The 11,719-nt window shown below is 72.5% G+C and carries 9 protein-coding genes; 8 read left to right on the top strand and 1 reads right to left on the bottom strand.

Annotated elements, in window-relative coordinates:
- Positions 1–81: 81 nt before the first annotated feature.
- From AC07DF_RS38355 to AC07DF_RS38340, 4 genes are all read left to right on the top strand, one after another.
- Entirely contained in the window at positions 82–525 is a 444-nt protein-coding gene (locus AC07DF_RS38355) for an SRPBCC family protein (protein WP_478981884.1), read from the top strand.
- Positions 526–688: 163 nt separating this feature from the next.
- Positions 689–3,079, top strand: coding sequence for an MFS transporter (locus AC07DF_RS38350; protein WP_478981673.1), 2,391 nt, complete (start codon positions 689–691; stop codon positions 3,077–3,079).
- Positions 3,080–3,223: 144 nt separating this feature from the next.
- A complete protein-coding gene (locus tag AC07DF_RS38345) occupies positions 3,224–5,674 on the top strand; it encodes an ATP-binding SpoIIE family protein phosphatase (protein ID WP_478981670.1) in 2,451 nt (816 codons plus the stop codon).
- Positions 5,675–5,802: 128 nt separating this feature from the next.
- Complete coding sequence (locus AC07DF_RS38340; protein ID WP_478981668.1) at positions 5,803–6,528, top strand: class I SAM-dependent methyltransferase; 726 nt, start codon at positions 5,803–5,805, stop codon at positions 6,526–6,528.
- A 9-nt stretch (positions 6,529–6,537) separates the two neighbouring features.
- Here AC07DF_RS38340 and AC07DF_RS38335 read toward each other — a convergent pair whose 3' ends face one another.
- Positions 6,538–7,719 (bottom strand): CdaR family transcriptional regulator, encoded by a 1,182-nt coding sequence (locus AC07DF_RS38335; protein ID WP_478981666.1) that lies wholly within the window; start codon positions 7,717–7,719, stop codon positions 6,538–6,540.
- 170 nt (positions 7,720–7,889) lie between these two features.
- Here AC07DF_RS38335 and AC07DF_RS38330 point away from each other — a divergent pair, with 170 nt between their 5' ends.
- From AC07DF_RS38330 to AC07DF_RS38315, 4 genes are read left to right on the top strand one after another with little or no spacing between them, the layout of a single operon-like run.
- The gene (locus tag AC07DF_RS38330) at positions 7,890–8,822 is read left to right on the top strand and encodes a substrate-binding periplasmic protein (protein ID WP_478981664.1); all 933 of its coding nucleotides are present in this window, start codon (positions 7,890–7,892) and stop codon (positions 8,820–8,822) included.
- Positions 8,823–8,833: 11 nt separating this feature from the next.
- Positions 8,834–9,589, top strand: a complete 756-nt coding sequence (locus AC07DF_RS38325) for an amino acid ABC transporter permease (protein ID WP_478981662.1) — start codon at positions 8,834–8,836, stop codon at positions 9,587–9,589.
- Positions 9,586–10,380 (top strand): amino acid ABC transporter ATP-binding protein, encoded by a 795-nt coding sequence (locus tag AC07DF_RS38320; protein WP_478981660.1) that lies wholly within the window; start codon positions 9,586–9,588, stop codon positions 10,378–10,380. Before AC07DF_RS38325 ends, AC07DF_RS38320 begins: the two co-directional genes overlap by 4 nt.
- Positions 10,377–11,660 (top strand): NAD(P)/FAD-dependent oxidoreductase, encoded by a 1,284-nt coding sequence (locus AC07DF_RS38315; RefSeq protein WP_478981658.1) that lies wholly within the window; start codon positions 10,377–10,379, stop codon positions 11,658–11,660. The genes AC07DF_RS38320 and AC07DF_RS38315 overlap by 4 nt, the downstream gene beginning before the upstream one ends.
- The last annotated feature ends 59 nt before the right edge of the window (positions 11,661–11,719 follow it).

The following is an 11,719-nucleotide window of genomic DNA, read 5'->3' as shown; positions in this document are numbered from 1 at the left end:
GAGGACCCCGATTTGGGGGGCCGGGCGGCGGGGTGGTTGGCTTGCCCCGACCCCCGAGAAACCATGTCCTGGAGGAACCTGATGGCGCAGGTCGAGGCCACTACGGAGCGGATCGTCGCGGCGGACGCGGAGACGGTGTTCGACGCCCTCGCCGACTACAGCGACACGCGCGAGAAGCTGCTGCCCGAGCACTTCAGCGAGTACGAGGTGCGCGAGGGCGGCGACGGCGAGGGCACCCTCGTCCACTGGAAGCTCCAGGCCACCAGCAAGCGCGTGCGCGACTGCCTCCTGGAGGTCAGCGAGCCCACCGACGGCGAGCTGGTCGAGAAGGACCGCAACTCCTCCATGGTCACCACCTGGCGGGTCACCCCGGCCGGCGAGGGCAAGTCCCGGGTCGTCGTGACCACCACCTGGACCGGCGCCGGCGGCATCGGCGGCTTCTTCGAGAAGACCTTCGCCCCCAAGGGTCTCGGCCGGATCTACGACGCGATGCTCGCCAAGCTCGCCGCCGAGGTCGAGAAGTAGCGGCCCGCCTTTCCAAGGTCCGGCCTCACGGCGGCCGTTGTGCCCCCTCACCGGTTCGGGTGATCTCCGGGCGGACCCGCCGCATGCCGTAACTCGTCGTGCTTGCTCATAGTTGTCGCTTTTACGCGGGAATTGTGCGGCAGCGCGACGAGGGGAGCGGTAGGTGGGCGGTATCACTCTGGCGCAGGACGAACCGGCGGTGGCGCCACCCGACACCCCCGCCCCGCCACCGGCCCCGGCCGCCGGACTGAGCCCCCGCCGGGTCCGGTTGATCTTCCTCGCGCTCATGCCGGCCCTGCTCCTGGCCGCCCTGGAGCAGATGATCGTCGCCACCGCGCTCCCGAAGATCGTCGGCGAGCTGCACGGCCTGGACCGGATGTCCTGGACGATCACCGCCTACCTGCTCACCGCCACCGTCGGACTGCCGATCTACGGCAAGCTCGGCGATCTGCTGGGCCGCAAGGGCGTCTTCCAGTTCGCCATCGTCGTCTTCGTCGCCGGCTCCGCGCTCGCGGGCAGTGCCCGGACCATGGACCAGCTCATCGCCTTCCGCGCCCTCCAGGGCGTCGGAGCGGGCGGCCTCATGATCGGTGTCCAGGCGATCATCGCGGACATCGTGCCGCCCCGGCGACGCGCCCGCTACATGGGTCTGATCGGCGCCGCGTTCGGCCTCGCCTCCGTGGCCGGACCGCTGCTCGGCGGCTACTTCACGGACCACCTCTCCTGGCGCTGGTGCTTCTACGTCAACGTGCCCTTCGGCCTGCTCACCCTGGCCGTCGTCGCCGTCGCGCTGAAGCTCCCGAAGCCGGCCGTCAGGGCCCGGCTGGACATCCTCGGCGCGCTGCTGCTGACCGCCGCCTCCACCTGCCTGGTGCTGCTCACCAGTTGGGGCGGCATCGAGTACGCCTGGGACTCACGCGTGATCCTCGGCCTCGGTGCCGGAGCGGCCGCGGCGGCCGTGCTCTTCCTCGTCGTCGAGCGCTTCGCCGTCGAACCCCTCATCCCGCTGCGGCTGTTCAAGGACTCCGTCTTCAACGTCACCGGCCTCGTCGGCCTGGTGACCGGAGCCGGACTGTTCGGCGCCGCCAGCTACCTGCCGACCTGGCTGCAGATGGTCGACGGGGCCTCCGCCACCGAGTCGGGCCTGCTCATGCTGCCGATGACGGGCGGCATCGTCGGCGCCTCGATCATCGTCGGCCAGCTCATCAGCCACACCGGCCGCTACAAGGCCTACCCGATCCTCGGCGGCGCCCTCTCCGTCGCCGGCATGTGGCTGCTCTCCCGCCTCGACGCCGGCACGCCCCGGCTGCACTACAGCATCTGGACGGCCGTCCTCGGCGCCGGCATCGGCATGGTGATGCCGGTCCTGATCCTCGCCGTGCAGAACTCCGTGCGCCCCGCCGACCTCTCCACCGCCACCGGCGCCAACAACTACTTCCGGCAGATCGGCGGCAGCGTCGGGGCGGCCGTCTTCGGCACCCTCTTCGCCGGCCGGCTCGCCGACGCGCTGGCCGGGCGCCTCCCCGCACAGATGGGCGACCGGCTGCCCGAGCCCGAGTCCATCACCCCGCAGCTCGTCCACACGCTGCCCCCGGCACTGCGCGACGGCTACATCCGGGCGTACGCCGACGCCATGCCGCGGATCTTCCTCTACCTGGTGCCGGTGCTCGTCCTCGGACTGGTCATCGCCTTCTTCCTCAAGGAGAAACCACTGGTGTCCCACTACGCCTCCGCCACCGACCCGGACACGGCGCCGGGGAACGCCCCGATCCCGCAGGCACGCGCACCGCACGCGGCCGGAATGCCCGTCTGCGGCTCGGTGCAGCACCACGACGGGACCGTGGTGCCCCGCGCCGCGCTCACGCTCATCGACGTCACCGGGCAGCAGACCGGGCGCGGCGCGAGCGGTGAGGACGGGCGCTACACGCTGGCCACCCCGGGCCCCGGCGCCTATGTGCTGATCGCAGCCGCGGGCGGCCACCAGCCGCAGGCGGTCTCCGTGACGGTCGGCGAACGCCCCGTCGAACTGGACATCGTCCTCGGCGGCGCCGGGAACCTCGTCGGCAGCGTCGTCACCGCCGACGGCACCCCCGTGCGGGACGCCACCGTCACGCTCACCAACGCCCACGGCGCGGTCGTGGCCACCACCCGCAGCGGCCGGGAAGGCGGCTACGTCATCACCGAACTCGTCGCCGGGGAGTACACCCTCGCCGCCGGCGCGCCCGCCTTCCGCCCGGCCGCGCTGCTCGTCACCGTCCAGGCCGACCGTGAGACCCGCCGGGACATCGAGCTGGCCGGCGGCGCCGTGCTGCGCGGCACCGTCCGGGCGGGCGGCGGCCGGCCCGTGGAGGACGCCCGGGTGACCCTGCTGGACGTGGCGGGCAATGTCGTCGACACCCTCACCACCGGCCCCGACGGGACGTTCCGGTTCGTCGACCTGTCCTCCGGCGAGTACACCGTCATCGCCGCCGGATACCCACCCGTCGCCACCGTCCTCCAGGTCGCCGGAGGCGGCCGCACCGAACGGGATCTCCAGCTGGGGCACGAGGACTGAGGCGCACCGGCGCGCGGGGTCGTACGCCGGTGCGAGGCCCGCGCGAGCAATTCCCGCATTGCCTCACATCGCGACCGGCGGGCGCCTTACGGTGGTGACGCTGGCACAGATCTCGCGGATCCGTGGGGAGAGAGGGCCTGGGCCATGGACCGTGGCACCGAGAGTGACGCATCCCCCAGCCCCGGAGCTGGACACGGCACGGTGACGGAACCCGCCGAGCCCGGCCGGGTCCCCCTGGCCGTCGTCGTGGTCGACCGCGACGGACTCGTGTCCCACTGGAGCCGGGGCGCACGGCGCCTGTTCGGCGTCCCCAAGGAAGAGGCGATCGGCCGCACGGCCCTCGATCTGCTCCCCGTGTCGGGCGCCCTGCCCGAGGAGGAGGACACCACCCCGTACGGCGCCTGCGACGGCCTCGGGCCCGACCTCGAATCATCCCTCGACGGCGGCCTCTCCTACCCGGCGGCGGGCCGCGCCCGGCTCGGCGCACCCGGACGCGACCGGGTCGACGTCCTGTGGTGGGCCTACCCCCTGATCGGCCCCGGGCCGGAGCGGCTGCTCGTGCTGGCGGCCGACGCGGAAGCGCTGAGTGCCGGCGACCTCGCCGACGCCGCGCCGGCGCGGACAGCGCCAGGCTTCGCGCTGCACACGGACTTCCCCGGGGCGGAGGACCTCGCCCGCCGGCTGCCCGAGATCCTGCCCAGCATGAGTGTCGGCGAGAGCGCCCGCATCGTCGCGCAGGTCCTCGAACTCGGCTATCCCATTCTGGAGTTCAGTCAGAACGACCGGGTGCCCGTCACCCCCGACTGGGGCGTGGCCCGGCGCGCCGAGCGCAAGGCCCGCAGGGAACGTGCCGCGCGGGCCCTGGCCGCCGGCGAGCCCGTCCCGGAGGAACTGCGCGACGACGGCGAGGACCTCGAGTACGCGGCCGTCCGCGAGCATCTGGAGTTCCTCAACGAGGTCAGCGGCCGCATCGGCACCTCCCTCGACCTGTCCCGCACGATCATCGAGGTCAGCAGGGCCGTCGTGCCCCGGTTCACCGACGTCGCCGGCACGTATCTGCGCGAACAGGTCGTCGCCGGCGAAGGGTTCCCGGACGGCGTGCCCGACACGACCACCATGTGGCACCGGGTCGCCGTGGAGCACACCGACGAGCCCGGCCGCTGGGACGACGTCGTCCCGGTCGGGGAGGCCATGCCGTTCCCCGCGCACACGCCGTTCTTCCAGTGCATGACCTCAGGTGAACCCGTCCTGGTGCCGCGCATCAGCGAACAGCTGGGTCACGCCATCGCCGCGCAGTTCGAGAAGCGCGACATCCGGCCGCTCATCACGGGCCGCTCCATGCTGGTCGTGCCCCTGAAGGCCCGCCACGTCGTGCTCGGCTTCATGATCCTGCTGCGGCACCCGGAGCGGCCCGTCTTCAACGACATGGACCGCGTCACCGGCGCCGAACTCGCCGCCCGCGCAGGCCTCGTGCTCGACAACGCGCGCATGTACACGCTCCAGGAGAACGTCGCCGAGACGCTCCAGGACAGCATGCTGCCGCACATCCCGCCCCGCATGGCGGGCTGCGACATCGCCACCCGCTATCTGCCGGGCACCCTGCTCGGCCGGGTCGGCGGCGACTGGTTCGACGCCGTGAAGCTGCCCGGCGGGCGTACCGCGTTCGTCGTCGGCGACGTGATGGGCCACGGACTGAACTCGGCTGCGATGATGGGCCAGTTGCGGACGGCCGTGCAGACCATGGCCGGACTCGACCTGCCGCCCGCCCAGCTGCTGCGCAACCTCGACGACCTCGCCCAGCGCCTCGGCGACACCTACCTCGCGACCTGTCTGTACGCCGTGTACGACCCGATCGCGGGCGAGCTGCACCTCGCCAACGCCGGGCACATCCCGCCCGTCCTGGTCCGGGCCGACGACGGGCGCAGCGAACTGCTGGACCTGCCCACGGGAGCGCCCATCGGCGTCGGGGGAGTGCCCTTCGAGGCGATACGCACGCGAGTGGAGACAGGCGACCGGCTGGTGATGTGCACCGACGGGCTGGTCGAGGTGCGCGGCGAGGACATCGGTGTCGGCCTCGCGACGCTCTGTGAGTCGGCCGCCCACCCCGCCGCGTCCATGGACGACGCCTGCGACACCATCATCCGCGCCCTCAACATCCGGGGCGGACGCAAGGACGACGTGGCGCTGCTGATGGCCCGGCTGAACGGCATCGAGCCGGACGACGTCGCCGAGTGGCGGCTCGCCCTCGACCCGGCCGAGGCCGGCCGGGCCCGCGCGGTGGTCCGCGAGCAGCTGCACGACTGGGGCCTGGCGAAACTGGTCGCCTCCGCCGAGCTGATGGTCAGCGAGCTCGTCACCAACGCCGTACGGCACTCCCACGCACGCCCCGTGGAACTGCGTCTCGTCCGCGGGGACACCCTGCTGTGCGAGGTGGACGACGACGACCACGAGCTGCCCACGCTGCTGAGCAGCGGCTCTCTCGACGATGCCGGGCGCGGTCTGCGTGTCGTCAGCACGCTGTCCCGCGAGTGGGGCACCAGCCGCACCAAGGCGGGCAAGACCGTGTGGTTCGAACTGACGCTGCCCAGGCGCTGATCCGCCTCGGGGCCCTCTCGAACGAGCCGGGAAAGAACACACCGGACGCTTGTGGCGGCCCGTGCCGCGCGGTACACCGTACTCGCCCGCCGGATGGCGGGATTCGTTCGCACCCTGGGGAGTTGGGCATGAGCGTGACGAGTCGGTACCGGGAGGCCTGGGAAGGGTTCTGGCGGGCGGCGTCCACCGAACCAGGGGCGGTGTTCTGGGACGCCGAGCCGGTCCTGACCGCCGGACCGCACCTCGCCCTGTTCGAACCGCATGTGGTCGATCCCGCCCTGCCGATGGTGGACCTCGGCTGCGGCAACGGCACCCAGACCCGCTACCTCGCCGACCGCTTCCCGCGGGTCGTGGGCGCCGATCTGTCGGCCGCGGCCCTCGACCACGCCCGGCGGGCCGACCCGGCCGGGCAGGCCGCGTACCGGCGGCTGGACGCCGCCGAGAAGAGCGAGACGCAGACCCTGCACGCGGAGCTCGGCGACACCAACGTCTACATGCGGGGCGTACTGCACCAGTGCGAACCGGACGACCGGCAGACGCTGGTGGACGGGATCGCCACGCTGGTCGGCGACCGCGGCCGGGCCTTCCTGGTGGAGCTCTCCGGTAGCGCCAAGCCGGTGCTGGTGGGTCTGGCGAGCGGCCCCGACGGCCCGCCGCCCAAGCTCGCGCCGGTGTTCCGGCACGGCATCGCACCCGGCGAGGTCTCCGACGACGCCGTGCCCGAGTATCTGCGCTCGGCCGGCCTCACCGTCCTGGCGAGCGGCGAGATGCCCCTGACGACCACCGAGTACCGCCCCGACGGCACGCGCATCGAGCTGCCCTCCAGGTGGCTGGTGGCGGGGCGTACCGCCTGAGGCGACCGGTCAGTGGTCCGGGCCGCCCAGCCGGTCGGCGAGACAAGCCAGGTACAGGGCCGTCGCCGTCCGGTGCTCACGCAGCGAACGGCCGGTGAGCCGCTCGATCTTGTTCATGCGGTAGACGACGGTGTTGCGGTGGATGTGCAGCGCCGCGGAGGCCCGTACGAGGTTGAAGCCGCTCTCGCACCAGGCCGTGACCGTGTCGCGGAGCGCCGGCCAGTCCGGCTGGTCCCGCAACCGCGCCGCGGTGAGGTCGAGCAGACGGGTGCGGGCGGACTGGCTCACCGCCGTCAGCAGTTGGTGGACCCGCAGATCGCTGATCCGGTGGACGGCGGAGCCGCCGCCCACCCGGGCGCCCAGGCGCAGCGCGTCGCAGGCGTCCTGGTAGGAGTCGTGCAGTCCGCCGACGGAGACGGCCGGCTCGCCGATCCCCGCGCGGGCGGCGAGCCCGTCCTGGGCGGCGATGACGTCCGTGACCCGGAGGCAGGCGGCGGCCGGCGCGTCCGCCGGACTCCGGGCCGGGAGCCGGTGCAGGACGCCGATCCAGCCGGGAGCCGTGCCCGCGACGATGTCCTGCGGGTCGGCGAAGACGTCACGGACCGTACGCAGCAGCTCCGAGCGGACCAGTCCCATGTCCCGGGCCGGGGCGCCGCGACGGGCGCCGGGGCCGGGGACGGTCACCTCGAACGCCACCGCGACCCGGCGCAGCCGCAGGTCGAAGCCGAGTTCGGCGGCCCGGAACATCAGGAAGTCGCTTTCCACGACCAGCGGGTCGTAGGAGGCGATGTCGGAGAGCAGCTTCTCGGCCGCCCGCTCGGCGAGCAGCCGGGAGCGCAGCATCACGGACTCCCTCAGCAGGATCTCCGTCTGCCGCTTCACCAGCAGGCCGAAACGGCGCACCTGGGCCGGTGTGCCGGTGATGCCGACGCTCCCCACCGCCTGCCCGTCCGTGACCAGGGGCAGGGTGACCCCGGGCCGTACCCCGCGCAGCGACTGGGCCTGTGACGCGTTGTGCGTGGCGGGCTCCTTGGTGCGGATGACCTCGACGGACGCCTCGTGGAAGGTGCCGACGCGACTGCTGTCGCCGCTGCCGATGACCATGCCGTCCGCGTCGGTGATCAGCACGTTGAAGCCGATGACGGCCGAGGTGTCCCCGGCGATCTCCTGCGCGAGTGACGGGCTCAGCACGGCGTTCCTCCCGTCGGCGGGGCGGTCCGAGATTGGACGCACCGTACAGGGGAGCGGGCGATTCCAGCCACAAGTTCGTACGAAGTGAACGGTGACGTGGGGCCGGGGGCTGCCTAGCGTATGGGCCCAATCAGACCCCGCCGGGGCGCCCAGCCGGAAGGCCCGAGCCGATGATCCGTGTGCGTTCGCTTGCCCTCGCCCTGTCAACGATGCTCCTGCTGTCCACGGCCGCCGCCTGCGGCTCGGGCGGGGACGACGCCCCCGAGAACGTGTCGGCCGAGGCCGCCGCGCTGGGCACGCTCACGCCCGGAGTCATCAAGGTGGCCGTCCAGCCCTATGCCCCCTACACCAGCGTCCAGGGCGGCAGAGTCGTCGGGCTCGACGGCGACATCCTCGCCCACGTCGCCAGGAAGCTCGGCCTGAAGGTGGAGCCCGAGGTGACGGACTTCGCCGGCATGCTCGCCGGGGTGCAGTCCCGCCGGGTCGACATCACCGTCGGCGGCGTCGCCTGGACCGCGGAACGACAGAAACAGGGGCTGTTCACCGATCCGCCCTACTACTCGCCCCCGGCGATGGCCGTCCGCAGCGGCAAGACCTACAAGACGGTCGGCGACCTGGAGAACCTGAACCTGGGCACCGTCGAGGGCTACGTCTGGGTCAAGTCCATCCAGGCCGTGCCCGGTGCCAAGCTGCACGCCTACCCCGACGCCAACGGCGTCTTCGACGACCTCGGTGCGGGACGGGTCGACGTCGGCTTCCTCGACCCGCTGCTCATCATCGCGGCGCAGAAGCAGCGCCCTGACCTGAAGATCGACACCGAGTACCTGACGCCGCCGACCGCCGCGCAGGTCGAGGCCGAGCCCGCCTACGCGTACTTCCAGCCGTACCAGACCGGCTTCTACCTGCCGAAGAAGGCCACGAAGCTGGAGCGTGCCGTCTCCACGCAGATCGACGCCATGTACGCGGACGGCGCGATGGAGAGGCTCGTCAGGAAGTACGGCGGCGACCCGAAGCAGTTCCTCGTGCCCGCCGCCGACGTGGCCACGGCCCGCCGCGGCGTGGACCGGCCCCAGGACTGGACGCCCCCGTCCATCGCCGAGTGAAAGCAGCCGCCATGTCCGGTCTCTTCGAGGTTCCCTGGTCCGACTACCGAACCGATCTGATCGACGCACTCGGGCGCACCGTGTCCTACACGGTGGCCGGCTTCGCCGGCGCGGTGCTGCTCGGCCTGGCCGTGGCGCTGCTCAGGCTCAGCAGAGCCTGGCCGGCACGCGCCCTCGCCGCCGTCTACACCGAGGTGTTCAAGAACGTCCCGCTGCTCGCCATCATCTTCCTGACCTACTTCGGCCTCGCCTCCGCCGGGATCCGGCTGGACGTCTTCACGGCCGGCTGCCTCAGCCTGATCGTCTTCTACGCCGCCTACCTGTCCGAGATCTTCCGCTCCGCGATCAGCGGCGTGCACGCCGGGCAGACCGAGGCGGGGGAGGCGCTGGGCCTCGGCAGGACGGGCATCTTCGGCCACATCGTGCTGCCCCAGGCCCTCCGGCTGGCGCTGCCCGGCACCAACACCATGCTGGTCGACCTGCTCAAGTCCACCTCGCTGCTGGTCACCGTCTCCGCCGCCGAGCTGATGTCCGAGGGGCGGCTCATCACCTCCGCCACCTTCCGGGCGCTGGAGGTGTACCTGGTCATCGCGGCGATCTACTTCGCTCTGTGCTACCCGCTGTCCCAACTCCTGCTGCTCCTGGAGCGGAAGGTGCGCTCGGGAGTGCCCCTGTCGCCGTGGCGGCGGCGGCGCCTGCGGGCGGCCCGTGCCCTGCTGGCCGGTGAGCCGGCCGCCGGCGTACCCGTGAAGGAGGCTTCCGCATGACCGAGTCAGTGGCCGCCGAGACCCCCGCCCCCCGGGCCTTCGCCGAGGCCGTCGTACGGATCGAGGGGCTGTGCAAGTCCTTCGACGGACGGCTCGTGCTCGACCGGGTGGACCTGGAGGTCCGCCGGGGCAGCATCGTCAGCGTCATCGGGCAGAGCGGCGGCGGCAAGACCACCCTGATGCGCTGCGTCAACCTGCTGGAACGCCCGGACCGGGGCACCGTCGAGGTCGCCGGGGAGGTGGTGCACCAAGGCGGCCGCACGGTGTGCCGCGACCTGCCCCGGCTGCGCCGCACGGTCGGCATGGTCTTCCAGCGGTTCCATCTGTTCCCGCACCTGACGGCCGTGGAGAACGTCGTGCTCGCGCAGCGCAAGGCGGGCGTGCCCGAAGAGCGGGCGCTGGAGCGGGCCGTGGCGCTGCTGCGGCGGGTCGGTGTGGCCCACCGGGCCCTCGCCCAGCCCGAGCAGCTCTCCGGGGGCGAACAGCAGCGCGTCGCCATCGCGCGCGCTCTCGCCCTCACGCCCGAGGTCCTGCTCTTCGACGAGCCCACGTCGTCCCTGGACCCCGAGGCCACCCGGGAGGTGCTGAGCGTGATGCGTGAACTCGCCGCCGACGGCATGACGATGCTGCTGGTCACCCACGAACTGCCCTTCGCCCGCGAGGTCTCCGACCATGTCGTCTTCGTCGACGGCGGCCGGATCGTGGAGGAGGGCCGGCCCGAGGACGTCCTGGACACCCCTGCCGAGGCCCGCACCCGGGAGTTCCTCGCGTCGTACGGGAACCCGTCATGAGTGCCGTCTCCGGTACGGCGGGCCCGGTCGTCGTCGTGGGCGGCGGCGTAGTGGGGCTTTGCACGGCGTACTACCTGGCCGCCGCCGGCCTTCAGGTGGAGGTGGTCGAGCGGAGGCAGCTGGGCTCCGGAGTGTCGCGGGGCAACGCGGGCTGGGTCTGCCTCAGCCATTCGACGCCGGTGCCCGCCCCGGGCGTGGTGCGCTACGCCCTGCGCTCGCTGGGCCGCCCGGACTCCCCGCTGTATCTGCGGCCCCTCCCGGACCCGGCGTTCGTCCGGTGGCTGTGGCGGTTCTGGCGCAGCAGCACACCGGCCGCCTTCCGGCGCGGCTACGCGGCGATCGCCGGGCTGAACCGGGACACCTTCGGCCTGTTCGACGGACTGCGCGAGGCCGGGGTGGACACCACGCTGACCCGGCCCGGCATGGTGCACGCCTTCCTGTCGCCGGCCGAGGCACGCCATCACCTCGCGATCCAGCGGGAGATGGCCGACGGGCACTATCCCGTGCCCGACGACATCACCACGGGCCCCGAGGCGCACCTGCTGGACGAGGCACTGTCACCGGCCGTACGCGCGGCCTATCTCGTGGCGGGAGAGGGCGTGGTCGACCCGGAGGCGTTCGCGCGTGCCCTGGGCGAGGCGCTGGCCGCCGCGGGCGTGAAGATCCACGAGAACGCCGAGATCACCGGGTTCCGGTCGGCGGGCGGCCGGGTCACCGCCCTGCGCACCGCCGACAGCGAGCTGCCCTGCGCGGCGGTCGTCGTCGCCGCCGGAATGCGCTCCCCGGGACTGCTCCGGCTCCTCGGTCACCGTCTGCCCCTCCAGGCGGGCAAGGGCTACAGCTTCTCCGTGGACCTCGATCCGGCGCCCCGGCACACGCTGTACTTCGGCGAACGCCGGGCCGTCGCCTCACCGATCGGCGGCACCACCCGGATCGGCGGCACGATGGAGCTCAGCGGCAACAACAACCGTCTCGACTGGCGCCGTATCGTCGCGGTGGCCCTCGCGAGCCGGCACTACCTGGGCCGCTGGTTCGACGACCCGGACGACCTGGTCGGGCTGATCCGCGACCCCTGGGTGGGCGGGCGGCCCTTCCTCCCCGACGGGCTTCCGGTGATCGACCGTGTCCCGGGGCACGACAACGCCTTCGCCGCCACCGGCCACGGCATGCTCGGCGTCACCCTGGGGCCGGTCACGGGGCACAGGCTCGCCGAGTACGTGGTCACCGGGCGGCGGCCCGGGGCTCTCGTGCCCTTCCGCTTCGGGCGGCTCCGGCGCTGAGCCCGGCGCGGCCTGGTGGGGGAGTTTTTGTCGGTGTACGGTCATTCCGCCCGGTCCGT

Source organism: Streptomyces sp. NPDC044719 (assembly GCF_056433405.1).
This window is presented reverse-complemented; position numbering and strand designations above follow the sequence as displayed.

Excerpts from the sequence above, each read along its gene's own strand:
- AC07DF_RS38355 (WP_478981884.1), top strand. The coding sequence starts at position 82 with ATGGCGCAGGTCGAGGCCACTACGGAGCGGATCGTCGCGGCGGACGCG.
- AC07DF_RS38345 (WP_478981670.1), top strand. The coding sequence starts at position 3,224 with ATGGACCGTGGCACCGAGAGTGACGCATCCCCCAGCCCCGGAGCTGGA.
- AC07DF_RS38340 (WP_478981668.1), top strand. The coding sequence starts at position 5,803 with ATGAGCGTGACGAGTCGGTACCGGGAGGCCTGGGAAGGGTTCTGGCGG.
- AC07DF_RS38330 (WP_478981664.1), top strand. The coding sequence starts at position 7,890 with ATGATCCGTGTGCGTTCGCTTGCCCTCGCCCTGTCAACGATGCTCCTG.
- AC07DF_RS38325 (WP_478981662.1), top strand. The coding sequence starts at position 8,834 with ATGTCCGGTCTCTTCGAGGTTCCCTGGTCCGACTACCGAACCGATCTG.
- AC07DF_RS38320 (WP_478981660.1), top strand. The coding sequence starts at position 9,586 with ATGACCGAGTCAGTGGCCGCCGAGACCCCCGCCCCCCGGGCCTTCGCC.
- AC07DF_RS38315 (WP_478981658.1), top strand. The coding sequence starts at position 10,377 with ATGAGTGCCGTCTCCGGTACGGCGGGCCCGGTCGTCGTCGTGGGCGGC.